The 25410-nt window shown below is 70.8% G+C and carries 25 protein-coding genes; 13 read left to right on the top strand and 12 right to left on the bottom strand.

What is annotated here, in order from left to right; translation table 11 throughout:
- Window positions 1–133: 133 nt before the first annotated feature.
- Together V1227_RS29600 and V1227_RS29605 are read right to left on the bottom strand one after the other, a co-directional pair.
- On the bottom strand, window positions 134–1627 hold the full coding sequence (locus V1227_RS29600; RefSeq protein WP_329788644.1) for a CoA-acylating methylmalonate-semialdehyde dehydrogenase: 1494 nt from the start codon (window positions 1625–1627) through the stop codon (window positions 134–136).
- The gene (locus V1227_RS29605; protein ID WP_329788645.1) at window positions 1624–2625 is read right to left on the bottom strand and encodes a LacI family DNA-binding transcriptional regulator; all 1002 of its coding nucleotides are present in this window, start codon (window positions 2623–2625) and stop codon (window positions 1624–1626) included. Before V1227_RS29605 ends, V1227_RS29600 begins: the two co-directional genes overlap by 4 nt.
- 133 nt (window positions 2626–2758) lie before the next feature.
- Here V1227_RS29605 and V1227_RS29610 point away from each other — a divergent pair, with 133 nt between their 5' ends.
- From V1227_RS29610 to V1227_RS29660, 11 genes are all read left to right on the top strand, one after another.
- Window positions 2759–3754 carry a Gfo/Idh/MocA family protein gene (locus V1227_RS29610; RefSeq protein ID WP_329788646.1) on the top strand — a complete coding sequence of 332 codons (996 nt, stop codon included), beginning with the start codon at window positions 2759–2761 and terminating at the stop codon, window positions 3752–3754.
- 2 nt (window positions 3755–3756) lie between these two features.
- On the top strand, window positions 3757–4617 hold the full coding sequence (locus V1227_RS29615) for a TIM barrel protein (RefSeq protein ID WP_329788647.1): 861 nt from the start codon (window positions 3757–3759) through the stop codon (window positions 4615–4617).
- Between the two features lie 14 nt (window positions 4618–4631).
- Window positions 4632–5618 carry a sugar ABC transporter substrate-binding protein gene (locus tag V1227_RS29620; RefSeq protein ID WP_329788648.1) on the top strand — a complete coding sequence of 329 codons (987 nt, stop codon included), beginning with the start codon at window positions 4632–4634 and terminating at the stop codon, window positions 5616–5618.
- Between the two features lie 14 nt (window positions 5619–5632).
- A complete protein-coding gene (locus tag V1227_RS29625) occupies window positions 5633–6682 on the top strand; it encodes an ABC transporter permease (RefSeq protein ID WP_329788649.1) in 1050 nt (349 codons plus the stop codon).
- Window positions 6679–7449: an ATP-binding cassette domain-containing protein gene (locus V1227_RS29630; RefSeq protein WP_329788650.1), complete on the top strand. Its 771-nt coding sequence runs from the start codon at window positions 6679–6681 to the stop codon at window positions 7447–7449. The genes V1227_RS29625 and V1227_RS29630 overlap by 4 nt, the downstream gene beginning before the upstream one ends.
- Window positions 7446–8378, top strand: a complete 933-nt coding sequence (iolC, locus tag V1227_RS29635; protein WP_329788651.1) for a 5-dehydro-2-deoxygluconokinase — start codon at window positions 7446–7448, stop codon at window positions 8376–8378. Before V1227_RS29630 ends, iolC begins: the two co-directional genes overlap by 4 nt.
- A complete protein-coding gene (locus tag V1227_RS29640; RefSeq protein ID WP_329788652.1) occupies window positions 8375–9280 on the top strand; it encodes a Cgl0159 family (beta/alpha)8-fold protein in 906 nt (301 codons plus the stop codon). The genes iolC and V1227_RS29640 overlap by 4 nt, the downstream gene beginning before the upstream one ends.
- Window positions 9277–10164 (top strand): 5-deoxy-glucuronate isomerase, encoded by an 888-nt coding sequence (iolB, locus tag V1227_RS29645; protein ID WP_329788653.1) that lies wholly within the window; start codon window positions 9277–9279, stop codon window positions 10162–10164. Before V1227_RS29640 ends, iolB begins: the two co-directional genes overlap by 4 nt.
- Window positions 10161–12014: a 3D-(3,5/4)-trihydroxycyclohexane-1,2-dione acylhydrolase (decyclizing) gene (iolD, locus tag V1227_RS29650; RefSeq protein ID WP_329788654.1), complete on the top strand. Its 1854-nt coding sequence runs from the start codon at window positions 10161–10163 to the stop codon at window positions 12012–12014. Before iolB ends, iolD begins: the two co-directional genes overlap by 4 nt.
- 51 nt (window positions 12015–12065) lie before the next feature.
- On the top strand, window positions 12066–12866 hold the full coding sequence (locus tag V1227_RS29655; RefSeq protein WP_329788655.1) for a pentapeptide repeat-containing protein: 801 nt from the start codon (window positions 12066–12068) through the stop codon (window positions 12864–12866).
- Window positions 12867–12947: 81 nt separating this feature from the next.
- Window positions 12948–13943, top strand: a complete 996-nt coding sequence (locus V1227_RS29660; RefSeq protein WP_329788656.1) for an NADH:flavin oxidoreductase/NADH oxidase — start codon at window positions 12948–12950, stop codon at window positions 13941–13943.
- A 72-nt stretch (window positions 13944–14015) separates the two neighbouring features.
- Here V1227_RS29660 and V1227_RS29665 read toward each other — a convergent pair whose 3' ends face one another.
- Entirely contained in the window at window positions 14016–14204 is a 189-nt protein-coding gene (locus V1227_RS29665) for a DUF3073 domain-containing protein (protein WP_090102339.1), read from the bottom strand.
- A 172-nt stretch (window positions 14205–14376) separates the two neighbouring features.
- Between V1227_RS29665 and V1227_RS29670 the strand changes: the two genes are divergently transcribed.
- Window positions 14377–15237, top strand: coding sequence for a hypothetical protein (locus tag V1227_RS29670; RefSeq protein WP_329788657.1), 861 nt, complete (start codon window positions 14377–14379; stop codon window positions 15235–15237).
- Here V1227_RS29670 and V1227_RS29675 read toward each other — a convergent pair.
- From V1227_RS29675 to V1227_RS29695, 5 genes are read right to left on the bottom strand one after another with little or no spacing between them, the layout of a single operon-like run.
- Complete coding sequence (locus V1227_RS29675; RefSeq protein WP_329788658.1) at window positions 15180–16361, bottom strand: MFS transporter; 1182 nt, start codon at window positions 16359–16361, stop codon at window positions 15180–15182. The genes V1227_RS29670 and V1227_RS29675 overlap by 58 nt on opposite strands.
- A 57-nt stretch (window positions 16362–16418) precedes the next feature.
- A complete protein-coding gene (locus V1227_RS29680; protein ID WP_236220760.1) occupies window positions 16419–16988 on the bottom strand; it encodes an RsiG family protein in 570 nt (189 codons plus the stop codon).
- Between the two features lie 60 nt (window positions 16989–17048).
- A complete protein-coding gene (locus tag V1227_RS29685) occupies window positions 17049–17873 on the bottom strand; it encodes a 3-keto-5-aminohexanoate cleavage protein (protein WP_329788659.1) in 825 nt (274 codons plus the stop codon).
- Between the two features lie 29 nt (window positions 17874–17902).
- Window positions 17903–18988, bottom strand: coding sequence for a CAF17-like 4Fe-4S cluster assembly/insertion protein YgfZ (gene ygfZ, locus V1227_RS29690; RefSeq protein WP_442916556.1), 1086 nt, complete (start codon window positions 18986–18988; stop codon window positions 17903–17905).
- Window positions 18964–19401, bottom strand: a complete 438-nt coding sequence (locus V1227_RS29695) for a Fur family transcriptional regulator (RefSeq protein ID WP_236220757.1) — start codon at window positions 19399–19401, stop codon at window positions 18964–18966. The genes ygfZ and V1227_RS29695 overlap by 25 nt, the downstream gene beginning before the upstream one ends.
- Window positions 19402–19428: 27 nt before the next feature.
- On the opposite strand from V1227_RS29695, the gene V1227_RS29700 reads away from it, so the two are divergent.
- Window positions 19429–20271 (top strand): aminodeoxychorismate lyase, encoded by an 843-nt coding sequence (locus tag V1227_RS29700; protein ID WP_329788661.1) that lies wholly within the window; start codon window positions 19429–19431, stop codon window positions 20269–20271.
- 1 nt (window position 20272) lies between these two features.
- Here V1227_RS29700 and V1227_RS29705 read toward each other — a convergent pair whose 3' ends face one another.
- The 4 genes from V1227_RS29705 to V1227_RS29720 all read right to left on the bottom strand — a co-directional run bounded on the left by V1227_RS29705 (window position 20273) and on the right by V1227_RS29720 (window position 25099).
- Complete coding sequence (locus V1227_RS29705) at window positions 20273–22810, bottom strand: glycosyl hydrolase family 18 protein (protein WP_329788662.1); 2538 nt, start codon at window positions 22808–22810, stop codon at window positions 20273–20275.
- Window positions 22811–22896: 86 nt separating this feature from the next.
- The gene (locus V1227_RS29710) at window positions 22897–23748 is read right to left on the bottom strand and encodes a biotin-dependent carboxyltransferase family protein (RefSeq protein ID WP_329788663.1); all 852 of its coding nucleotides are present in this window, start codon (window positions 23746–23748) and stop codon (window positions 22897–22899) included.
- Entirely contained in the window at window positions 23745–24332 is a 588-nt protein-coding gene (pxpB, locus tag V1227_RS29715; RefSeq protein ID WP_329788664.1) for a 5-oxoprolinase subunit PxpB, read from the bottom strand. Before pxpB ends, V1227_RS29710 begins: the two co-directional genes overlap by 4 nt.
- Before the next feature lie 155 nt (window positions 24333–24487).
- Window positions 24488–25099, bottom strand: coding sequence for an FABP family protein (locus V1227_RS29720; RefSeq protein WP_090102320.1), 612 nt, complete (start codon window positions 25097–25099; stop codon window positions 24488–24490).
- Window positions 25100–25410: the final 311 nt, after the last annotated feature.

A 25410-nucleotide genomic window follows, 5' to 3' on the forward strand; every position in this document is an offset into this window, starting at 1 on the left:
GCGGAAATTTTAAGCAGGACAATCGTTCGCTTAGTTCGTCGGTCCAGATCAGCGAGTTGTTCGCTCTTCGATTGGTTCGTACCAGGTACGACAACGGCCGCCTCGCGGCGAGGCGGCCGTTGCTCCGAACGGATCAGCCGTGCGTCGGGAAGCCCAGGTTCACGCCGTGCTGCTGCGGCCACCGCGCCGTCACGGCCTTGGCGCGCGTGTAGAACCGCACGCCCTCGGCACCATGCACGTGCGTGTCGCCGAACAGCGAGTCCTTCCACCCGCCGAACGAGTAGTAGGCCATCGGGACGGGGATCGGCACGTTGATGCCGACCATGCCGACGTGCACCCGCCGCTGGAACTCGCGCGCGGCGAGCCCGTCCCCGGTGTAGATCGCGGTGCCGTTGCCGTACGGGTTGGCGTTCACCAGCTCCAGGGCGTCCTCGAACGTCTCGGCGCGCACGACCGAGAGCACCGGCCCGAAGATCTCGTCGGTGTAGATCGTCATCTCGGGCGTGACGTGGTCGAACAACGTCGGCGCCAGCCAGAAGCCGTCCTCGTGGCCCTCGGGCGCGTGACCCCGCCCGTCGACGACCAGGGACGCGCCCGCGGCCTCGCCCGCGTCCACGTAGGACCGCACGCGGTCCCGGTGCGCCCCGGTGACCAGCGGGCCCATCTGCGCGGCGGGGTCGGTGCCGGGCAGCACGGACGGGTGCAGCCCGCGGGTCCGTTCCGCGATCTTCGCGACCAGCTCGTCCCCGGCGGACCCCACGGCCACGACCACGGAGATCGCCATGCACCGTTCGCCGGCGGAGCCGTACCCGGCGGAAACGGCGGCGTCGGCGGCCACGTCGAGGTCGGCGTCGGGCAGGACGACCATGTGGTTCTTCGCGCCACCGAGGGCCTGCACGCGCTTGCCGGCCGCCGTGCCGCGCGAGTACACGTGCCGCGCGATCGGGGTGGAGCCGACGAACGACGCCGCGGCGACGTCCGGGTGGTCGAGCAGGGCGTTGACCGCGAAGGCGTCGCCCTGGAGCACGTTGAGCACGCCGTCGGGCAGGCCGGCCTCCTGGAACAGCTCGGCCAGCCGCACCGACGCGGACGGGTCGCGCTCGGAGGGCTTCAGCACGAACGTGTTCCCGCAGGCGATGGCGACGGGGAACATCCACATCGGCACCATCACGGGGAAGTTGAACGGCGTGATGCCCGCGACCACCCCCAGCGGCTGCCGCAGCGAGTAGGCGTCGACCCCGCGCGAGACCTGCTCGGAGTGCTCGCCCTTGAGCAGCTGCGGGATGCCGCACGCGAACTCGACGACCTCCAGGCCGCGCTGCACCTCACCGGCCGCGTCCGAGAGCACCTTGCCGTGCTCGGACGTGATGATCGCGGCGAGCTCGTCGCGGTGGGTGTGCAGCAGGTGGCGGTACTCGAAGAGGATCCGCGACCGCGTCGACAGCGACGACTCCGACCACGACCGGGCCGCCTTCAGCGAGGACGAGACGGCGAGGTCGACGTCGGCCTGCTCGGCGAGCACGACCTGCGCGGCGACCGCCCCGGTGGCGGGGTCGAAGACGTCAGAGGTCCGGGACGACACCCCGGCGGTGCGGGCGCCGTCGATCCAGTGGGGGATGGTGCTCAACGCGGTCCTCCTGGGGGAGCTGTCGTGGTCCGTACGACGAGAGAGGGGTTCAGCAGATGGCGCACGGGTTCGGTTCGGCCGTCACGAACCCGTTGCAGCAGCGCGGAAGCGGCCAGCCGCCCGAACTCGGCACGGGGCTGGTCGATCGTGGTCAGCGAGACGTGGCGCAGCGCGGCCAGCGACGTGTTGTCGTACCCCACGACGGAAACGTCGGCGGGCACGCGCAGCCCGGCGTCCTCCAGGGCCGAGATGGCGCCGACGGCGTTGAAGTCGTTGCAGGACAGGATGGCCGTGGGCAGGGCGTTGCCCTCGATCAACCCACGGATCGCCCGCGCGCCCGCCGCGTCGGTGTACTCGGACGGCACGACCTGGGGCACGAGCCCGTGCGACTCCATGGCGGCGACGTACCCACGCCGGCGCGGCCCGGCCTGGGAGCCCTCACCGCCGTCCAGGTGAGCGATGCGCTTGTGCCCCAACGACACCAGGTGGTCGACGGCCAGGCGGGCGCCCGTCTCGCCGTCGTCGTTCACGGTATCCACAGTGGACACCCGTGACGACCGCGCCACCAGCACGACGGGCAGTTGCTCGGCCGCCTTGCCGATGGCGGTCGCCGGCACGACGGGCGACAGCAGCACCAGCCCGGCGGGCCGGAAGGACAGCAGCGACTCCAGGGCCCGGCGTTCGCGGGCGGGCGAGCGGCCGCCGGTGTTGATGATGATGTCGAACCCCTGCTCGCGGGCCACCTCGTCGATGCCGTCCACGACCTCGGCGAAGAACGCGTTGTGCAGGTCGGACACCATCACGCCCAGGACTGTCGACGTGCGCGAGGCCAGCGACCTCGCCATGGCGTGCGGGGAGTACCCCAGCTCCTCCGCGGCCTTCAGCACAGCGGTGCGCCGCAGCTCGCTCACCTTGGGCGAGCCGCGCATCACCAGTGACACCAGTGCGCGCGACACCCCCGCGCGCAGGGCGACGTCTTCCATCGTCGGCCTGACCACCGGCAACACCTCCCCTCACGTCACGGGCAGGAAACGCACCCTTGACACCCGTGTGACGCAAGCTACAGCATTAGAGCGCTCCAACCAATAGAGCGCTCTAACACATCGGGCTCATGAACAGGGGAAACCTGCGATGCGGATCGGAGTAGCGGGTGTCGGCAGGATCGGCACCATGCACGCGACCAACCTCGCCGCGCTGGACGGGGTCGACGAGGTGCTCCTCTTCGACCCGGTGCCCGGTCGCGCAGCGCAGGCGTCGGCGCAGCTCGCCGGGACCAAGGCGGTCGACGACCTCGACGCGCTGCTGGGCGACGTCGACGGCGTCCTGCTGGCCACCCCGACGAACACCCACCCCGAGATGCTGCGCGCGGCCATCGCCAGGGGCGTTCCCACGCTGTGCGAGAAGCCGATCGCGAGCGACGTCGCCGAGATGACGGCTCTGGTCGAGGACGTCGAGAAGTCCGGTGTCGAGGTGCTGGTGGGCTTCCAGCGCCGCTTCGACCCGGCGATCCACGAGCTGCACCGCCGCGTCCGCGCGGGAGAGGTCGGGGACGTCTACCTGGTCAGGGCCATCGGCAACGACGCCAACCCGCCCGACTTCTCCTACCTCCCGGCCTCGGGCGGCATCTTCCGCGACCTGCTGATCCACGACCTCGACTGCGTGCCGTGGCTGGTCGGCGAGCCGGTCGTCGAGGTCTACGCGAGCGGCTCGGTCCTGGTGCACCAGGCGTTCGCGGACGCCGACGACGTGGACAACGCCGTCGTGCTGCTGAAGTTCGCGGGTGGCGCGCACGCCACGCTGGCCGGCGGGCGGCACGACCCGGTCGGCTACGACCACCGCATCGAGGTCATGGGCAGCAAGGACTCGCTCGTCGCGGGCGTCGACCCGCGCACCCCGCTGAACTCGCTCGAACCCGGCGGTCACGTGGCCGGCGCGGACGCCTACCCCGGCTTCCCGGAGCGCTTCCACCGCGCGTACGTCAACGAGATGAACCTGTTCACGCAGGTCATCAGGGGCGAGGTCGCGAATCCGTCCCCGGCGCGAGAGAGTTTGATCAGTCTTCGCCTGGCAGAAGCTTGTGAGCAGTCGCGCCGCAGCGGCGCACCGGTGAGGATCGAGGGGAACTAGGCATGGCGAAGATCGCTGGGGCACCGATCTCCTGGGGCGTGTGCGAGGTACCGGGCTGGGGCGACGTGCTCCCGTCCGAGACGGTGCTGGGCGAGATGCGCTCCCTGGGCCTCACCGCCACGGAGCTCGGCCCGCCCGACTACCTTCCCGCGGACCCCGAAGCCCTGAAGGCGTTGCTGGGCGGGCACGAGCTGACGCTGGTCGGCGGCTTCCTCGCCGTCACCCTGCACACCGACGTCCGGTCCACCCTGGACGAAGCCGCCCGCGTGGCCGCGATCCTGCGGGCCGGCGGCGCCGAGGTCCTCGTCCTCGCCGCCGCGACCGGGCTGGACGGCTACGACGAGACGCCGAAGCTCACCGACGACGAGTGGAAGACCCTCGTCGACACCTGCGCGAAGATCCGCGAGATCGCCGCGGAGCACGGTCTGCGCACCGTGCTGCACCCGCACGTGGGCACCCACGTCGAGCGGGAGGCGGAGGTCGAGCGGTTCCTCGCGGACTCCGATCTCCCGCTCTGCCTGGACACCGGCCACCTGCTCATCGGTGGCACGGACCCGGTCGAGCTGGCGCGCCGCTACCCGGACCGCGTCGGCCACGTGCACCTCAAGGACGTGCGTGGCGAGATCGCGGCGAAGGTGCGCAGCGGCGAGCTCAGCTACACCGATGCCGTGGAACGGGGCATCTACGTGCCGCTCGGGGACGGCGACGTGGACGTGGAAGCACTGGTGCAGTCCGTTCAACAGGCGGGCTACACCGGTTGGTTCGTGCTCGAGCAGGACACCCGGCTCGAGCACGGAAGTCCGGTGGACAAGCCACTCCAGGACACCGCGCGCAGCCTTGCGCACCTCAGCAGGATCCTCTGAAGGGACTGGAGACGATGAAGTCTCGCTTGGTCATCCGCGCGGGCGTGGCGCTCGCGGGTGTTGCTCTACTCGCCGCGTGCAGCGGTCCCACCGGTACCGGCACGCAGAACACCGGCGGCAACAACAGCTCGCAGACCTCGGGTGACCTCAAGGTGTCCGTCATCACGCACGGCACCGCGGGTGACGCGTTCTGGAGCGTCGTGAAGGTCGGCGCCGAGGACGCGGGCAAGCAGCTCGGCGTCGGCGTCACGTACAACTCCGACGGCGACCCCGGCGCCCAGGCCAAGCTGATCGACAACGCCGTGTCGCAGAAGGTCGGCGGCATCGTGGTGTCGATGGCGAACCCGGACGCGCTCAAGACGTCCGTCGAGAACGCGGTGAAGGCCGGCATCCCGGTCATCACGATCAACTCCGGCAGCGCGAAGAGCGCGGAGTTCGGCGCCATGGCGCACGTCGGCCAGGAGGAGACGATCGCCGGTGAGGAAGCCGGCAAGAAGCTCAAGGCCGCCGGTAAGACCAAGCTGCTCTGCGTGATCCACGAGGCCGGCAACTCGGGCCTCAACCAGCGCTGCGACGGCGCCCGCTCCGGCTTCGGCGGCGCGGTGGAGAACCTCCAGGTCGACATCTCCAACCCGACCGACATCGAGGCCCGCATCAAGGCCAAGCTGCAGTCCGACGCGTCCGTCGACGGCGTGCTGGCGCTCAACCCGCAGGTCGCCGTGAACGCGGCGTCCGCCATCAAGGGCGCGGGCTCCAAGGCGCAGGTCGCGACGTTCGACCTCAACGCCGACGTGGTCAGCGCGATCAAGGCGGGCGAGGTGCTCTTCGCCGTCGACCAGCAGCAGTACCAGCAGGGCTACCTTCCTGTCGTGATGCTGAAGCTCTTCAAGGACAACGCCAACACGCTCGGTGGTGGCAAGCCCGTCCTCACCGGACCCGGCTTCGTCGACAAGACCAACGTGGACAAGGTCGCGGAGTACGCCAAGAACGGCAAGAGGTAAGGAGGGGCGGGGAGATGACCGTGACAGCCACAGCTCCACCGGCTGCCGACGAACGGCTGGGCAAGCCGAGGGCGATGGATCAGCTGATCAAACGCCCCGAGATCGGCGCGATGCTCGGCGCACTGCTCGTGTTCGTGTTCTTCTCCGTGGTCACCGAGCAGTTCCTGAGCGTGGGCGGCGCGGCCACCTGGCTGGACGACGCGTCCATGCTCGGGATCATGGCGGTCGCGGTGGCACTGCTGATGATCGGCGGCGAGTTCGACCTGTCCGCCGGCGTCATGACCGCCTCCACGGCGCTCGTCACGGCTCTCCTCGCCACCCAGCTAGGACTGAACGTCTGGCTGTCGCTGCTGGTGTCGCTCGCCTTCGCGTTGTCGGTGGGCGCGCTCAACGGCTGGCTCGTGATGCGCACGGGCCTGCCGAGCTTCATCGTGACGCTGGGCAGCTTCCTCGCCCTGCAGGGCCTCAACCTCGGCGTCACTCGTCTGGTGACGGGCAGCGTGCAGGTGTCGGGCATGCGGGAGGCGGCGGGCTACGAGTCCGCCGGGTTCCTGTTCGCCTCGACGTTCCAGATCGCCGGCACGAGCTTCTACGTGTCGATCATCTGGTGGGTCCTGTTCACCGTCGTGGCGTCGACGGTGTTGCTGCGCACCAGGTTCGGCAACTGGATCTTCGCGATCGGCGGCGCCGCGCAGAGTTCCCGCGCGGTCGGCGTGCCGGTCGTGCGGTCGAAGGTCCTGCTGTTCATGACGACGGCGTTCGCCGCGTGGCTCGTCGGCTCGATCAACATCCTGCGGTACGCGAGCGTGCAGGCGAACCAGGGCATCGGCCTCGAGTTCCAGTACATCATCGCGGCGGTCATCGGCGGCTGCCTGCTCACCGGCGGCTTCGGCTCCGCGGTGGGCGCGGCGATCGGCGCGCTGATCTTCGGCATGGCCCGGCAGGGCATCGTCTACGCCGGCTGGAACAGCGACTGGTTCCAGCTGTTCCTCGGCGTGATGCTGCTGGCCGCCGTGCTGGTGAACAACATGCTGCGCCGCCGAGCGGAAAGGGTCCGGCGATGACGCCACTCATCGAGGTCGAGAACATCGGCAAGACCTACGGCAGCGTCATCGCCCTGAGCGACGTGTCCACCGTGGTCAACGCAGGCGAGGTCACCTGCGTGCTCGGCGACAACGGCGCCGGCAAGTCGACCCTGATCAAGGTCCTGGCCGGGGTGCACCAGCACGACCGGGGCTCGTTCAAGGTCGAGGGCGAGGAGATCCGCTTCTCCTCACCCCGCGACGCGCTCGACCACGGCATCGCGACCGTGTACCAGGACCTCGCCGTCGTGCCGCTGATGTCGGTGTGGCGCAACTTCTTCCTCGGCTCGGAACCGACGACGAAGTTCGGTTTCCTGGACCGGAGGAAGGGCCGCGAGATCACCAGGAAGGCGTTGTCCGACATGGGCATCGACCTCCGCGACGTCGAGCAGCCCGTCGGCACCCTGTCCGGCGGCGAACGGCAGTGCGTCGCCATCGCCCGCGCCGTCCACTTCGGCGCCAAGGTGCTGATCCTCGACGAACCGACCGCGGCTCTCGGCGTGAAGCAGGCCGGCGTGGTGCTGAAGTACGTGGCCCAGGCGCGTGATCGCGGCCTCGGCGTCGTGCTGATCACCCACAACCCGCACCACGCCTACCCGGTCGGCAACCGGTTCCTGCTGCTCAAGCGGGGCCGCGCGCTGGGCAGCTACGAGAAGTCCGAGATCGACATCGGCGAGCTGACGAAGCAGATGGCCGGTGGTGCCGAGCTCGAGGCGCTGGAACACGAGCTGCGGGGTGTGCAGGCGTGACGTCGCTGGAAGTGCTGACCGTCGGCCGGGTCGGCGTCGACCTCTACCCGGAGCAGTCCGGCGTGCCGCTGGCGCGGGTCAGCACCTTCGCCAAGTCGCTCGGCGGCACCGCGACCAACGTCGCGGTCGCCGCCGCGCGCCTCGGCCGCCGGGCCGCGGTGCTGACGAAGGTCGGCCCGGACGGCTTCGGCACCTACGTCCGCGAGGCGCTGGAGGGCTTCGGCGTCTCGTCGGAGTACGTCGGCACCTCACCGGACCTGCTGACGCCGGTGGTGTTCTGCGAACTGAACCCGCCCGCGGACCCGCCGTTGCTGTTCTACCGCCTGCCGACCGCGCCGGACCTCACCATCGGCGAGGACGACGTGCCGTGGTCGCTGGTGCGCGACGTCCCGCTGCTGTGGGTGACGGGCACGGGCGTCTCCGCCGAGCCCTCCCGGTCGTCGCAGCGGATGATGCTGGCGAGCCGCGCCCGCGGCGGCCACACCGTGCTGGACCTCGACCACCGGCCGATGTTCTGGCCGGACGTGGAGACCGCGCGGGCCGAGATCGGCTGGATGCTCGACCACGTGACGGTCGCCGTGGGCAACCGCGCCGAGTGCGAGGTCGCGGTCGGCACGTCCGACCCGGACCTCGCCGCCGACCGGCTGCTGGAACGCGGGATCTCGCTGGCACTGGTCAAGAAGGGCGCCGACGGCGTCCTCGTGGCCACCCCCGACGGCCGGTGGACCGTCGAACCGAACCCCGTCGAGGTCGTCTGCGGACTCGGCGCCGGTGACGCGTTCGGCGGATCCGTCGTGCACGGCCTGCTGTCCGGCTGGGACCCGGTGAAGATCGCACGTCACGCCAACGCGGCCGGCGCGATCGTGGCGTCCCGGCTGGCCTGCGCCGACGCCATGCCTGACCAGAAAGAGATCGAGGAACTCCTGTGATCACCGACGGCCAGTGGCGCGAACTGTTGTGGCGGCGGGCGGAGGACCCCGGCTCCATCAGACGCGCCTACCAGTCGCGCAAGCGGCGCCACTCGTTGCTGAACGGCAAGTCCACGCTGTTCCTGGTCGCGGCGGACCACCCGGCGCGCGGGGCCCTGGGCGTCGGCGGCGACCCGCTGGCGATGGCCGATCGCCGGTCGCTGCTGTCCCGCCTGCTGACGGCGCTGGCGAACCCCGACGTGGACGGTGTGCTCGGCACGCCGGACGTGATCGAGGACCTGCTGCTGCTGGACGGCCTGAACGAGCGCGTGATCATCGGCTCGATGAACCGCGGCGGTCTCGCCGGTGCGGACTGGGAGATCGACGACAGGTTCACCGCGTACGACGCGTCGTCCATCGCGACGTTCGGGCTCGACGGCGGCAAGATGCTGCTGCGCCTGGTCGACTCGGACCCCGGCACGATCCCGACGCTGGAAGGCTGCGCGCGGGCGGTCACCGAACTGGCCGAGCACGGCCTGATGGCGATGGTCGAACCGTTGCCGTACCGGCGTGACGACAACGGCAAGCTCGTGCTGGAGAAGGACTCCGCCGCTCTCTCGCGCGCCTCCGCCGTGGCCGCCGGTCTCGGCTCCACCTCCGCCTACACCTGGCTGAAGCTGCCCGCGCCGGAGGAACCCGAGGTCGTGCTGGACACCACGGCGCTGCCCGCGCTCGTGCTGGGCGGCGTGCCGTCGGCGAACCCCGCGGACGACCTGGCGTCGTGGGGCCGTTCGCTGAAGCACCCGACGGTGCGCGGCCTGGTCGTCGGTCGTGCGCTGCTCTACCCGCCGGACGGCGACGTCGCCGCCGCCGTTGCGGCCGCTGCCCAGATCCTGCGCACCGCGAAGGGGGTGGAGGAATGACCCTGCACCGTCCACACGGGACTCTCTCGACCCCGTCCGACGTCATCTCGCTGACGCCGCGGGACGCGGGCTGGACCTTCACCGGCCTGCGCGTGCTGCGGATCGAGGCCGGCGGGTCGCGCACGGTCGAGACCGGTGAGTTCGAGGCGTTCGTGCTGCCGCTGGCGGGATCGCTGTCGGTCGAGGTGGGCTCCGAGCGGTTCGAGCTGCGGGGCCGCGACTCGGTCTTCACCCGCGTCACCGACTTCGCCTACGTCCCGCGGGACGAGACGGTGGTCCTCGTCTCGGAGCAGGGCTGCGAGGTCGCCCTGCCGATGGCGCGCTGTGAGAACAGGCTGACGCCGAAGTACGGTTCGGCGCAGGACGTCCCGGTGGAGGTGCGCGGCTCCGGCAACGCCACCCGCCAGGTCACGAACTTCGGCGTGCCGGGCGTCTGGGACCACGCGGACAAGCTCATCGCGTGCGAGCTGATCACCCCGGACGGCAACTGGTCCTCGTACCCGCCGCACAAGCACGACTCCTCGGAGCCGTGCGAGGTGGAGAACGAGGAGATCTACTACTTCCGCATCGCCGACCGCGACCAGGTCACGCCGTCCCGGACCGGGTTCGGCTTCCACCGCACGTACACCGGCGACGGCACGATCGACGAGGACGTGACCGTGCGGGACGGCGACGTGTTCCTGATCCCGCGCGGCTACCACGGCCCGTGCGTCGCGGCGCCGGGCTACCCCATGTACTACCTGAACGTTCTCGCCGGTCCGGGTCCCGAGCGCTCGATGGCGTTCTGCGACGACCCGGCCCACACGTGGGTCCGCGACAGCTGGGCGGCGCAGGAGCAGGACCCGCGTTGCCCGGTCACGACAGCAGAGGGGCGCGTCAAGTGAAGCTCACGACCGCGCAGGCGCTGGTCCGCTGGATGCTGGCCCAGCGGACCGAACTGCAGGACGGCACCGCGGCACCGCTGTTCCCCGGCGTGTTCGCGATCTTCGGCCACGGCAACGTCCTCGGCCTCGGCACCGCCCTGGAGGAGGCCCGCGACCGCATCCCGGTGTGGCGCGGCCAGAACGAGCAGGGCATGGCGCTGGCCGCGGTCGGCATCGGCAAGGCCACCCACCGCCGCCAGGTCGGCGTCGCCACGTCGTCGATCGGCCCCGGCGCCCTGAACATGGTCACCGCCGCCGGCGTCGCCCACGCCAACCGCCTGCCCCTCCTCCTGCTGCCGGGCGACACCTTCACCGGCCGCGCCCCGGACCCCGTGCTGCAGCAGGTCGAGCACTTCCACGACCCGACCGCGACCGTCAACGACGCGTTCCGCGCGGTCAGCCGCTACTTCGACCGCATCACCCGCCCCGAGCAGCTGCTGTCGACGCTGCCGCAGGTGGCGCGGGTCCTGACCGACCCGGCCGACTGCGGCCCGGTCACCCTCGCCCTCCCGCAGGACGTCCAGGCGGAGTCCTACGACTTCCCGGACGCCCTGTTCGCCCCGGTGGTCCACCGCCCGCTGCGGCCGCGCCCGGACCTGGTCGCCCTGGCCGAGGCCGCCACCGCGATCCGGGCCGCCTCCCGCCCGCTGCTCGTCCTGGGCGGCGGCGTCCGCTACTCGGGCGCGGCCGGCCGGGCGCTCCGCTTCGCCGAGCAGCACTCCATCCCGGTCGTCGAAACGACGGCAGGCCGCACCCTCGTCCCGCACGACCACCCGCTGCACGCCGGCCCGCTCGGCATCACCGGCTCCACCTCGGCCAACGTCCTCGCGGGCGAGGCGGACCTGGTGATCGCCGTGGGCACCCGCCTGCAGGACTTCACCACGGCGTCCTGGACGGTCTTCGCGCCGGACGCGCGGATGGTCTCGCTGAACGCCGCCCGCTTCGACGCCGTGAAGCACGGTTCGTCCGCCCTGGTCGCCGACGCCGACGAGGGACTGCGCGAACTGACCGACGTGCTGGGCTCGTGGCAGGCCCCGGCCTCCTGGGCCGCCAGGGCGTCGGCGGAACGCGCGAAGTGGGACGAGCACATCACCTCGCTGCGCACACCGGGCGAGGGCCTTCCGACCTACGCGCAGGTGGTGGGCGTCGTGAACGACGTCAGCACCCCCACCGACTACGTGATGACGGCGTCCGGCGGCCTCCCGGGCGAGCTGATCGGGGGCTGGCGGGCCACCGGCGAGTCCACGATGGACGTCGAGTACGGCTTCTCCTGCATGGGCTACGAACTGGCCGGAGCCTGGGGAGCGGCGATCGTCCACACCCAGGGGGTCGTCACGACCCTGCTCGGCGACGGCTCGTACCTGATGCTGAACTCCGAGCTCTTCTCCGCGGCCTTCGCGGGCCACGGCTTCGTCGCGGTGGTCTGCGACAACGACGGCTACGCCGTGATCCACCGCCTGCAGACCGGGCAGGGCGGCTCCGGCTTCAACAACCTCTACCCCGACTGCACCTCCGCGCACGCCGAGCCGCCGCGCACGGACTTCGCCGCCCACGCCGCGGCGATGGGCTGCGCGGTGTTCGCGGTGGACTCCCTCGCCGACCTCGAAGGCGCCTACCGCGAGGCGCGCGAGGTGGCGGTCGGCGAGAAGCGGCCGGCGGTGGTCGTGATCCGCACGCACCCGTCGTCGTGGACCGAGGCGGGCGCCTGGTGGGAGGTCGGGGTGCCGGAGGTGTCGCACCGGCCGGCCATCGCGGCCGCCCGCGACGAGGTGCTCGAGGGCAAGGCCAAACAGGTCCGCTATCTGAGCTGAACTCCAACAGCGGATACCGCCGCAAGGGGGTGGTCGCGAGGATGACCCTCCGTGAGCAAGCGGATGTTCAGGCTCGGGGCGGTCGCCCTGGTCGTGCTCGGCGTCGCCCTGATGGTGCCGACCACGCCGAGATCGACGTCACCGCTGCTCATCGGCGGTCTGCTGGTCGTCGGGGGGAGCGTGCTGGCCTGGCGCCAGGCCAGGGACGGCCAGATCATCGACCGGTACCGCCAGGCCGTCGAGCACCTCGGCAGCGACCTGGCCGAGGTCCGGGCGGGAGGGCTCCGCGAACTGGAGCAGATCGCGAAGGACTCCGCGAGGAGCCGGTTGCTCGTCGACGTGACCCTCGGGGACTTCCTGCGCGAACGCTCCCCCCGGACCGACGCGGAGCACCCGGCGCGGCTCGCCGGCGAGGGCCCGGCGCCGGACGTCGCGACGGCCCTGGCGATCCTCACCGGGCTGCCCGGTGCGGCGCTGGACCTGTCCGAGGTCGACCTGCGGGGCGCCGACCTGGGGAAGCGGGAGCTCGGCGGCGCGGTGATCCGCCACGCCAACCTCGCCGGTGCCCGGCTCACCGGAACGCGCCTCGACGACTCCGTCCTGGCCGCCACGGACCTCCGCGACGCCGACCTGCGCGGGGCCTCGCTGCGCAGGGCCTCCCTGCGGGTCGCCTGCCTCGAAGGCGCGGACCTGCGTGCCGCCGATCTCACCGACGCGGACCTGCGCGGCGCCGACATGCGCGCCGTGAACCTCGACAAGGCCGTCCTGACCGGCGCTCGCGTCAACCGCGGCACGCTCTGGCCGCCCGACTTCACGCCGGCCCGTGTCTCTGCGTCGCTGTTCAGTGACTGAGACAACCCGGCGGCGGGGAACAACGGCCCGGCGGCGTCCCTTGAACAACTAGTTAGGTCTACGAACGTTCGAGGAGCTCCCGTGAGCCTGTTGTTCTCCCCGCTGACCCTGCGCTCGGTCACGCTGCCCAACCGCATCGCGGTCAGCCCCATGTGCCAGTACTCGGTCGACAAGGAAGACGGCGTGCCGACCGACTGGCACCTCGTCCACCTGGGCTCCCGCGCGGTCGGCGGCGCCGGCCTGGTGATGGCCGAGGCCACGGCCGTCGAGCCGCGCGGACGGATCTCGCCGCAGGACACCGGCATCTGGAACGACGAGCAGGTGCGGGCCTGGAAGCCGATCACGAAGTTCATCAAGGAGCAGGGCTCGGTGCCCGCGATCCAGCTCGCGCACGCCGGGCGCAAGGCGATCGGCGACTGGGTGCCGGTCGCGCCCACGACCGAGCCGTTCCCCGGCGGCAACCAGCCGGAGAAGCTCACGAACACGACGCAGATCGTCAAGGCGTTCGTCGACGGCGCGCTGCGGGCGGTCGAGGCGGGCTTCGAGGTCCTCGAGGTGCACGCGGCCCACGGCTACCTGCTCCACGAGTTCTACTCGCCGCTCACGAACGAGGGCAGCATCGAAGAACGCATCGCCCTGCCCGTCGAGGTCACCGCGGCCGTGCGCGCGGCCGTCGGCCCGGACGTGCCCGTGATCGTGCGGATCAGCGGGACCGACTGGGTCGACGACGGCTGGACGGCCGACGACAGCGTCGTGCTGGCACAGGCGCTCAAGGCCGCGGGTGCGGACCTGATCGACGTGTCCAGCGGCGGCAACACCGCGCAGGCGGACATCCCGATCGGGCCCGGCTACCAGGTGCCGCTCGCCGAAGCTGTGCGACGCAAGGCAGACGTGCCCACGGGTGCGGTCGGCCTGATCACCGAGGCGGCTCAGGCCGAAAAGATCGTGACGGACGGCTCCGCCGACCTGGTCCTGCTCGCGCGCGAACTGCTCCGCGACCCGTACTGGCCGCTGCACGCGGCACAGCAGTTGGGTGTGGAGATCCACGCGCCGAAGCAGTACGCCAGGGCGTTCTGATACAGCCCTCAGAGTTCAAGGGTTGAGCCCCGGAAGACCGGTGGCCCAACCCTTGAACTCCGAAGGCTGAAATCAGCGACGGTAGTCGTCGTAATCGTCGTACGGGTCGTCGCGTGGCTCATCGCCACCGCCGCTCCCGTTCGGCGACCTTTCGTCACCGGACAGCTCGCGCTGAAGCGCAGCGAAGTCGGTCTCATGAGAGCTGTACTTGAGCTCCCTGGCGACCTTCGTCTGCTTGGCCTTCGCTCGGCCGCGCCCCATGGCTCGACCCCCTCGCACAGGGACGGGGGCGGCCGGGGAACGGCGGCCCCACTCGTCTCGACAACTAGTTCCTGGTAACTACCGTACCGTGCCGATGGGGTTCCTCGCGACGCGGTAGGGGTGACACGCACCGCCAAATCCCGCGGGTGCCCCCGCGTGGGAGGATGCACAGGTGCCCAGACCGTTCGTCGCCTACCTCCGGGTGTACGAACCGTTATCGGTCTTGGACGCACCGCTAGCGGCCAAGGTCGAAAAAGCCCTGGAAAAGGGCCCTGTCCCCCGCTCGGACGCAGGGGACCGGGAACGGGAGCTGTGGTTGCGATCACAGTTGGGCCGAAAGCTCCTCCCGGGCGAGTCGTTCGACGTGATGACGATCAGTCCGGCCGAGGTTCCGACCTCCGAGGCCGCCAGGGTCGGCCCGGGGCCCCTCGTCTGCCCCCTCGACCTCAGGGCGCGCTCCGCCGCCGCTCTCGTGGGCTTCCTGGCCTCTTCTCCGCCGATCCTCCAGGACGCGGCCCTCAGCCTTTCGCCGGAAACGGTCCGAGCGCGCGCGTCGGCCGTGATGGCCGAACTCTCCGCGGGAGCGGTCCACGTCATCTCCACGACGTGGACGGTGCCGCTGCCGTGGTTCGCCCTCGTCGACCCCGCCCAGCGCCGCGTGGTGCTGGCGAGCGCCCAGGACGACCCGGAACGGCAGGTGTCGTGGCGCGTGGCGATGGCGGACGCGCGGCGCAGGGTGGCGAGGGCGCTCAAGGTCGTGAAGAGCTCCCTGGGCGACGAGGGGCCCGCGACGGTCCTCGCCGACACCGGCCGCTGGCTCGAGCACTTCCACCCGCACTCGGCCGTCGAGCTCGACTACGGCGGCCTCGTGCAGCTCGTGGAGGACAAGGACCTGCTGGAGGACACCTCGGCGGCGGACGTGAACGCCATCGTGGACGCCCTCGAAGCCGACGACGCCGAGGAGGTCGCGCTGCGCTACGAGACGCTGCGCGAGTTCTGGGGCGAGCTGGCCCGCAGGGAACGCCACGGCTGAAGCAGCGCCCGCGCGGCCACCGCGCAGGCCGCGGCCAGCAGCATCGCCGCCGGCCAGCCGGCGGACACCGCGACGAAGCTCGCGACGAACGGCGTCAGCGCGGCGCTGAGGTAGTTGGCCGAGTTCTGCATGGCGATCCCGGTGGCGCCACGGCCCTCCGGGGCGAGCTCGCCCGCCTCGGTGACCGCGAGGCCGTTCCAGCACAGCGCGAGCACCGAGGTCGGGACGAGGACGGCGACCAGCAGCGGCAAGGGCGCCTGGTCCAGTGCCGCGACCAGCACGAACCCGCCGGCGGTGAGCACCGAGACGATCTTCAGCGGCCCGATCCGGCTGCGCGCCCGGTCCGACCACACCCCGACCGCGAGCCGTCCGGCCCCGCCCAGCACCTGGGCGACGGCGAAGACCGCCGCGGCCGCCGTGACGGCCATGCCGCGGTGGTCGTGCAGGAGGGGCACCAGCAGGGCGGTGGTCGTGAACTGGGGCACCACGAGCAGTCCGCTGGCGAGCGACAGCCGCAGCAGCCGCGGGTCCCTGAGCACCAGTCCGTGCTCCGAGGTCGCCCGGACCGCGCCGGGGGGTTCGCGGACCAGCAGCGCCACGGCCAGCGCCACGAACACCGTCGCACCCGCGAGCACGATGAACGCCGTGGGCACGCCGGCCGAGATCGCGATCCCGGGCAGCACGGCCGCGGTGAGGGCCGCGCCCAGCGGGGTCGCGGTCTGCCGCACCCCCATCGCGAGCCCGCGCGACTCGCGGCTGAACCACGACATCACGGCCCGCCCGCTGGCCGCGTTGACGCTGGCCCCGAAGAGCCCGGCGCCGAGCAGCGCGAGACCGGCGATCCAGGCGTTGCCCAGGGCCACGGCGAGCAGGCAGGCGGCGGCTCCCACGCCGCCGATGGTCATCACGAGTCGTTCGCCGCGTCGGTCCGCGACGACTCCCCACGGCACGAGAGCGACCATCGTGCCGAGGTTGACCGCACCGAGGAGAAGCCCGACCTGGGGCAATGTCAGCGAGAAGTGCTGCTGGAGCTGGGGGCTGATCGCGGGCAGTCCGAGGAAGACGGCCGCGTTGGTGCCCTGCGCCAAAGCTCCGACGGACAGCACGACCCAGCGGTACCCCATGGGGGCACGCTAGGTCCGCCGTCCAAAAAGTGGAACAATCGTCCCAGAATCTGGGAATCAGCTCTTGCGGCGGTGGTGTCCGCGCTCGGCCGCCAGCAGTTCGTCCACCGACGCGCTCCCGCGCTGGTAGCGCGAGGCGATCTCGGCGTTGAGCTTGTCGACGACGACCTGGACCTCGCGCCGCCGCACCGAGACGGAGGCCTCCTCCGAGATGAACGTCTCCAGCACCTCGCCGAGGCGTTCGTCGGACAGCGAGCTCACGTCGGAGAGGTCGACATCGGAGATGAGCGCCTCAACGTGCCGTTGATGCGCATCGGCACGTGACGGCTCATGGGTCTGGTACCGGCCGAGGCCGGTCGCGGGTCCCACGGCGTTCGTGGACAGGATCGTCGCCAGTTGCTCGACCACCGCCGAACCGCCCGAGCTGCGGCGCTCCTGTTCCGCGCGGACGATGTCGATGCGCGCGTGCAACAGCCGCCGCAGGTAGGACAGATCTGTCTCTTCCTGCGCGGCCTCGTCGCGGAGTTCGCGCACCTCGACGAGCGGGCGCTGCTCGACGCCCTCCGTGTAGTCGGGGGCGAGCACCCTGTCGATTCGGCGGCGCCCGCCAGGACGCACCTCGATCACGTGTCCATCCTGCGGTAGATCCTCCTCACCCGCCAACACATCCCATGCACCGAACTTGTCTCAAATGTGCGCACCCAGCAGCTTTCGCGCCTCATCGGGCGACAGGGGAGGTCGCTGAGCGATCTTCGACAGACCCGCGGCACGTGCCACGAGCTGTGCGTTGTCCCGCACCGGAACCCCCCGCGAGTAACTGGTCGTGTCTTCCATACCCACTCGGAGGTGACCACCCGCGCCCAATGCGGTGAACATCACCGGCAGCGTGGTCCGGCCGATCCCGGTGGCGGAGAACGTCGCGCCGTCCGGCAGGGCGTTCACCGCGGCGACGAGGGTCGCGGCGTCACCGGGCATGCCACCGGGCACCCCCATGACGAAGTCGACGTGCACGTGACCGCCCGCGGGCAGGCCGTGCTGGTCCAGCAGCCGCTTGAGCGACGCGAGCTGGCCGATGTCGAAGATCTCGTACTCCGGCACGATGCCGCGTTCCTGCATGCCCTTGTGCAGGGCGACGATGAACTCCCAGCGGTTCAGGAAGACGTCGTCGCCGAAGTTGACGGTGCCCATCGTGCAGGACGCCGAGTCCGGCATCGCCTCCAGCACGCGCAGCCGGTCCTCCTCGGGGTCGTGCACCGACCCGCCCGTCGACAGCTGCACGACGAGGTTCGTCTCCGACCGCAGGGCCTCGACGGTGGCCTTGAGGCGACCGAGGTCCAGCGACGGCTTGGTGTCCTCGCCGCGGATGTGGACGTGGATCATCGCCGCGCCGACCTGCTCGCAGCTCTGCGCCGTCGAGACCAGCTCTTCCAGGGTCACCGGAAGTTGCGGGACGTCGGCTTTCGCGTGTTCCGCTCCGGTGGGAGCGACAGTGATCAGCGTGCCCAGGGACATAGCCCCGGACTGTAGCGGCCCCGGCCGGTTCAGCCCCTCAGGTTGCGCACGGCTTCCCGGCCCAGCCCGGGCGTGTCCGGCGGCACCGAGTCGGGGTCGATCCGCGCCTGCACCTCGCGCTCGGGCGCACCGGCCACCAGCTCCGCCTCGATCGGTACGGACCGCTTGACCAGCGCCAACGCGACCGTGCCCAGCTCGTGGTGCTGTGCCACGGTGCCCACCCGGCCCACCACGCGGCCGTCCAGGAACACCGGGTCACCGGTCACGGGCTGGGCGTCCGCAGAACCATCCAGGTGGAGTAGGAGCATCCGCCGGGGCGGGCGTCCCACGTTGTGGACCTTCGCGACCGTCTCCTGGCCGCGGTAGCACCCCTTGGTGAGGTGCACGGCCGGGTCGACCAGCCCGACCTCGTGCGGGATCGTGCGCTCGTCGGTGTCGACGCCCTGGCGCGCCCGCAGCGACTCGACCCGCAGCGCCTCGAACGCGAAGCTGCCGGCCGGGCGCGCGCCCGCGTCCGTGATGCGCTGCCACCAGTCGCCGAGCTCGGCGCGCGGGACCAGCAGGTCGACGGAGTTCTGCCCGGGCCACGACACGCGCCGCACGAACCCCTCGCCGAGGGGAGCGGCGCTCGCCGGCAGCGGGACGTCCAGCTTCTCCAGCAGTGCGGGGGTGTCCGGGCCGGTGATCGTCAGCAGCGCGAACTCGGAGGTGGCGTCGCGCGGCTCGACCTTCGACCAGAAGACCATCTTCCGCAGGTACGCCAGCAGGTCGTCGACCTCCTCGACGTCGAGGAACACCGTGCCGCCCACGTTCGCGACGACCATGTGGTGCTCCAGGCGGCCCTGGGCGTCGAGGATCAGGGCCTCGGTGGCCTCGTCCTCGCCGAGCTGTTCGAAGTGCTGGCTCGTCAGCTGGTGCAGCCACTTGAGCCGGTCCTCGCCGGGGACCGCGATGACGCCGCGGTTCGAGCGGTCGACCACGACGACGGACCGGACGGCGGACCGCTGCTCGGCGAACGGGTCGCCGTAGTGCCAGGCGACACCGGCGTCGAAGGACTCGTCGGGCGGCGGCGGGACGGCTCCGGGGAAGGTCACTCGGTCTCCTGCGTCAGGCAGTCGCGGCACGTTCCGGACAGCGCGAGATGGCTTGCATCCAGTTCGAACCCGTCGCGCTCCCGCAATGTTCCGACCAACGGGTCGAGGAGCTCGCACGGGATCTCCTGGATCGAGCCGCACACGTGGCAGACCAGGTGCACGTGGCGGTGCTCGTCGACCGAGTAGCTCGGGGCGCCGTGGCCCAGGTGCGTGTGCCGCACGAGCCCGAGCCGGTCGAGCAGGTCGAGCGTGCGGTAGATCGTCGTGATGTTGACCGTCGGCGCCGTCTCCTGGACGCGTGCGCAGATCTGCTCCGGAGTGGCGTGCTCCAGCGCCCTGACCGCGTCCAGCACGAGCTGGCGCTGCGGCGTCATCCTCATGCCGCGGTCGTGCAGCGTTTTCCGCAGGCCTCTTGCGGTCTCCACGCCGGCCATGTTAATCGCTGCCAGTAAGCTCGGCGCATGCGCGTGCTGGCACTGCTCGACGGAACCCTCGCTGACCCCGACTCGCCGCAGATCCGCGTCGACGACCTCGGGCTCATGCGCGGTGACGGCGTGTTCGAAACGATCCTCGTGGTCGGCGGGAAGCCCCGCGAGCTCACGCCCCACCTCGACCGGCTCGACCGGTCCGCGGCCATGCTCGACATGCAGCCGCCTCCCCGTGCGGAGTTCGAGCGCGCGGTCGAGCTCGTCATCGGCAACTGGACCGGTGCCGAGGAGTTCGCCCTCAAGCTCGTCTACACCCGCGGCGTCGAGGGCGGCGACGGCACGCCCACCGGCTTCGCGCTCGGTGTGGAGATCGGCCAGAAGGTGCTCCAGCAGCGCGCCGAGGGCCTGTCCGCCGTGACGCTGGACCGGGGCATCGACGCCGACCTCGCCGACCGCGCGCCGTGGCTGCTGCTGGGCGCGAAGTCGTTGTCCTACGCCATCAACATGGCCGCGATCCGCGAGGCCGAGCGCCGCGGCGCCGCCGAGGTCATCTTCACGACCTCGGACGGCTCGGTGCTCGAGGGCCCCACCTCGACGGTGGTCCTCGTGCGCGGCAAGACCCTCGTCACGCCGCCGTCGAAGTTCGGCATCCTCCCCGGCACCACGCAGTACGCGCTGTTCCGCGCCGCCGAGCGCGCCGGCTGGACCGTGCTCGTCGAGCCGATCCAGACCAGCGAGCTCTACGACGCCGAGGGCCTGTTCCTCGCGTCCAGCGTCCGCAGGATCACGCGGGTGAACGTGCTGGACGGCAAGCAGCTGGCCGACTCGTCGGCCCTGCTGACCCAGCTGCAGGACCTCTACGAGTCCGAGTACTGACCTACTGGCGCAGACCGGCGTCGACCGCGGCCATCAACGTGCCGCGGTCGCCCGACATCTCCCAGAACATCGCGCCCAGCAGGTTCTTCGACTTGAGCCAGGCCGTCTTGCGCTGGATCGACCAGGCGTCGTCGAAAGTCCACCACTGGTTGCCGGTGTAGCAGGACGTCGCGACGGCCACCTCGTCGTGGAAGACGGTGCAGTTGGGGACGGACGCGACGAGGTTCGCGTACCCGCGCGTGCCCGCCTCCTCGGGGAACTGGCCGGGCGCGGCGCCTCCCGCGGCCTGCCACTCGCCGTTCTTGCTGCCGTTCGCCACGTTCTGCCAGCCGCGCCCGTAGAACGCGAGCCCGAGCGTGATCTTGCGCGACGGCACCCCGGCGTCGAGGTAGGCCTGCACCGTGGACTCCACGCTGAACTTGGTCGTGTACGGGTCGTCCGGGTCCGGGTAGAGGTTGCCCTGGTGCCCGGTGCGGTTCGGCTCCCACGAGTTGTCGCTGCCCGAGCCGTGGAAGTCGTAGCCCTGGACGTTGAAGATGTCCATCGACCGCGCGACCCGCCCGAGCTCCCAGCCCGCCTCGATCTTGGCCGGGTCGGCCGGGGTGAACGCGGTGAGCTGGTAGCGCTTGCCGGTCGTGGCGCTCATCGCGTCCATCTGCCGGCGGAACTCCTCGATCAGCAGCGTGTTGTTGACCTTGTCCCGCGGTCCGAAGTGGTTGCCCGCGTGACCCTCGGCGCCGGGCCACTCCCAGTCGAGGTCGAAGCCGTCGAAGATGCCCGCCGCGCTGCCGGGACCGCCCGCGCCGTTGTACACGGGCAGGTTGCCCTTGAGGTAGACGTCGACGCAGGAGGACACGAACTTCTTGCGCGCCGCGTCCGTGGCCGCGACGTCGGAGAAGTACTTCGAGTAGGTCCAGCCGCCGAGCGAGATCAGCACCTTCAGGTGCGGGTGCTTCGCCTTGAGCTTCTTGAGCTGGTTGTAGTTGCCGCGCAACGGTTCCCAGCCGCTGTCCGCGACGCCGTCGACGGACTGCGCCGCGCTCGTCGGCCTGCCGTAGTCGGCCTCGGCGTCACCGGCGCCGTCGCCCTGGTTCGGATCCTGCGGGTTCGGGCTCGTGCCCTTCGTGACGCCTTGCAGGCACGTCAGGTTGACCGGGTCGATGTTGCCGAACGCGTAGTTGACGTGCGTCAGCTTCGCGGCGTCCATGTCCTTCACGAAGTACTGGCGTCCGTAGATGCCCCACTGCACGAAGTACCCGACACGGGCGTACCCGCTGACGATGTCGTTGGTGCGTTCGTTGAGCGCGTTGCTCGACGCGGACACGTTGTCGTAGACGTCGCGTGCCTTGACCGTGAACGTGTAGCTCGTGGAAGGCGCGAGACCGCTGACGACCGCCGTGGTGCCGCTGACCGTCTGCTTCACCGCCGAGTCCACGTAGACGTCGTAGTTCGCCACGCCTTTGTCGTCCGTCGACGCGTTCCACGCCAGCGTGATGCTGCCCGCGTCCTTGGCCGTCGCACGCAGGTCGCCCGGCGCGGTCGGCGGCGTGGTGTCGTCGGCGGGGTTGTTGGTCGTGACGCTCAGCGCGGTGCTCGGGCCGCTCTGGGCTCCTTTGGTGTCCTTGGCCCGCACCGTGAACGAGTGCGCGGTGCCGGGCGTCAGGCCGGTGATGATCGCGGACGTCGTCGTGGAGCTCCCGGCGAGCGCCGAGCCGTTGTAGACGTCGTAGCCCGCGATGGGCAGCGAACCGGGCGTGGAGGCGTTCCACTGCAACGTCACCGTGCGCGTGGTCTTCGTCGGTGACGCGAGACCCGTCGGGACGCCGGGAGGAGTGTCCGCGCTGCCGTCGCAGTTGGCGTTGTTGATCCGGCACGTCACGGGGCCGGCGTTCGCGCTGATGGAGAACGACGGGCTGTACGGCTCGGTGCTCGCCCCGGCGTTCACGGTCTTGTTGTAGTGGGCCGGGGTGACGGTGACCTGGTTGCCGTTCTGGGAAATCGTGCCGTGCTGGCCGTTGCTCACCGTTACGCCGTTGGGCAGCGTGAAGGAGATCGACCAGTCGCTGACGGCGGCGGTGCCGTGGTTGCGCACGACGAACTTCGCCGCGCCCGACGCCGCGGAGTACTCGGCGGTGAGCCCCGTCGGCGCGGGTGGCGGGGTGCCGCTGCCGTCGCAGGCCATGTTGTTGATCGTGCAGGTCGTCGGGTCGGCCGCGGCGCTCAGCGTGAACGTCGGGCTGTACGGCTCGGTGGTGCGTCCGGCCGGGATGGTGTTGATGTAGAAGGCCGGAGTGAGGGTCACCCTCGTGCCGTTCTGGGTGATCGTGGCGTTCTGCGGGTTGGTGGCGGTGACCCCGGCCGGGAGGTCGAACTTGATCGACCACCCGGTGAGCGCGGTCGTGCTCGCGTTGGCGACCACGAACTCGCCGCTCGTGCCGGTGCGGGAGAAGGTCGCGGTGATGCCCGTGTCGGCCTGTGCGGGGACGGCCAGTGCGAGCAGTGCGACCAGAAGTGCTGGCAGTGCAGGGATTCGGCGCATGCGGAACTCCAGTTTCGTAGAGGTTCCGCGGCGGCCTGGTCGTTACGGTATTTGGTCTGGACCACTGGCGTCAATGGTCCGGATGCTCAGTCGACCGGCCGGAACCGGACCTCCGTCCCCGGCCGCGCCTGGCCGAGGAAGCGCAGGTGGGCGGGGTCGACGACGCCGATGACGGGGTAGCCGCCCGTCGTCGGGTGGTCGTTGAGGAAGACCACTGGCTGCCCGTCCGGCGGCACCTGCACCGAGCCGGTGATCATCCCCTCGCTGGGGATCTCCCCGTCACGACGATTCAGCTTCGTGCCGCCGAGCCGTGCGCCGACCCGGTTGCTGCGGTCGGAGACGGTCCAGGAGCCCTGCCGCAGCTGGGTTTCCGCGTTCTCGAACCAGTCGTCGCGCGGGCCGAGGCGGATCGGGATGACCAGCGCCGGCGGCGCCTCGTGCGGCGGCACGACGTCCGCGCCGGTGGCCGGGTTCGGTGGACCGAGTTCGAGGACGTCGTTGTCCCGCAAGGGGTCTGGACCGATTCCGGAGAGCAGGTCGGTGGAGCGGCTGCCCAGTTCCTCGGGAACGTCGATGCCGCCGGAGAACGCGAGGTAGGTGCGCAGCCCGGTGTCCGGCGTGCCGATCTCCAGGGTGTCGCCGGCCTTCAGGTGGACCGGGTGGTGCGAGTCGGCGAGCCTGCCGTTGACCCGGACCGCGACCGCCGGACCGGTGACGGCGATGGTGCAGCTCGCGTTCGCCTCGACCGCGAGGCCGCCCAGCAGCAGTTCCAGCCCCGCCGCGGTTTCGGGGTTGCCGACGAGGCGGTTGGCCAGCTTGAGCGAGTGCGGGTCGACCGCGCCGGACGGCGGGACGCCCAGGTGCGCGTTGCCCGGCCGGCCGAGGTCCTGGACCAGCGCCTGCGGGCCGGTCCTGACGATCCTGGCGGTGCGGCTCATGCGACCACGAACCTGACCTGGTCGCCGGGCTGGAGCAGCGCGGGGGTCTCGGACCGCGGGTCGAAGAGCGTGATCTCGGTGCGGCCGATCAGCCGCCAGCCGCCCGGTGTGGCTCGCGGGTAGGCGGCGGTGAACTCGCCCGCGATGCCGACCGAGCCCTGCGGGACCTTGGTGCGCGGGGAGTCGAGCCGCGGCTGCCGGAGGACCTCCGGGAGGCCGGTCAGGTAGCCGAAGCCCGGCGCGAAGCCGCAGAACGCCACCTCGTAGGTGGCGGTGGTGTGGAGTTCCACGACCTCGTCGGCGGTGGTGCCGGCGGTCTCGGCGACCAGGTCGAGGTCCGGGCCGTCGTAGGTCACCGGGATGGTGATCTCGCGCGGGTGCGTGGCGGGGACCTGGGTGAGGTCGACGGTCTTCAGGGCGGCCCTGATGCCGTGGAGGTCGCCCTTGACCAGCACTGTCCGTGCGGCCGGGACCAGTTCCTCGATGCCGTCGACGCCTTGGAGGGCGGCGCGGACGGCCGCGACCTCGGTCAGCGAGTCGACCTCGACCAGGAGGGCGTCGGTTCCGCAGCGCCGCAGCAGCATGAACCCATGTTACGGGAATCGTGGGATCGTTGAACAATCCGACACGCTGATCGTTCAACAATCCCGCAATGTGCTCGTGGGATTGTTGAACGATCGGTGCCTGAATCCCGTGGCCTGTGGTCCGCGGTTTGTGGTCCGCGGTCCGCAGCGGGTGCTCAGCCGACGATGCGCTTGAGGTGCGCCGACGCGTGCGGCTGCATCTCCTGACCCATCATCGCGCGCTCCTCGACGTACGCGAGGTCGCCGTTCACCACGCCGTACAGGCGCTGCGACGCCTTCACGTCCTTGGCGCTCGCCGAGCGGATGACCGCGTCGGTCTCGAACTCCCAGGACGTCTGCGTGCGCACCTTGCCGTAGTACAGCTCCACGATGCCGGTGTTGTGCGTCAGCAGCAGCTCGATCGTGTCGTCCGCCTGCGGGCGCCAGAAACCCTGCTCGCGAGCGGCGGGCCGGATGACCTCGCCGGCCTCGTTGAGCAGCCAGCTGCGCGCCTCGTACACGAGGAACGGACGGCCGTCGTGGGCGAACGTGATCTGCTGGCCGAACCGGAACGGACCGTCGATCGTCGGGTAGACGACCTCGCCCTCGCCCCGCCACACGCCCACGAGGGGCAGCACGCCCAGCAGGGCGTCGTTCAGGTTCGCACCCTCGCGCAGGTTCGCCGTGTCCGCCGGGATCGGCATGTCGTCGAACTGCGGGAGGTTGCGCGCCCTGGTGGCGGCAGCTCGTTCCTCGGCCAGGCGGATGGCCTCGTCGCCGCTGGTCATCGCTGGTCGGAGTAGAGGCGGTAGACGACGTAGCCGGCGAACCACATAACGGCGATCGTCACTAGCACCAGGAGTCCGGTGAAGATGTGTTCCACGGGATGAGGATATCTCGACTGGTTTGACGTGCAGGGTTGTGGTGGTGGAGGACACCGGACCCAGGTCGTTTTGCGTTGGCGGGTGCCTGTTCTACTGCTCGGGGCTCCGCCCCGGACCCCGCCGATCTGATCAAAAGCGGGCCGGCGCCGTTGGTGTGTTGATGGCACGCCTGGTGCGTTGGGTGGCTCTGCCAGCCGCAGCCCGCCCCGCCCCGG

The sequence above is a fragment of the Lentzea sp. DG1S-22 genome (assembly GCF_036321065.1).
In the GTDB taxonomy this organism is placed as follows: Bacteria; Actinomycetota; Actinomycetes; order Mycobacteriales; family Pseudonocardiaceae; genus Lentzea; species Lentzea jiangxiensis.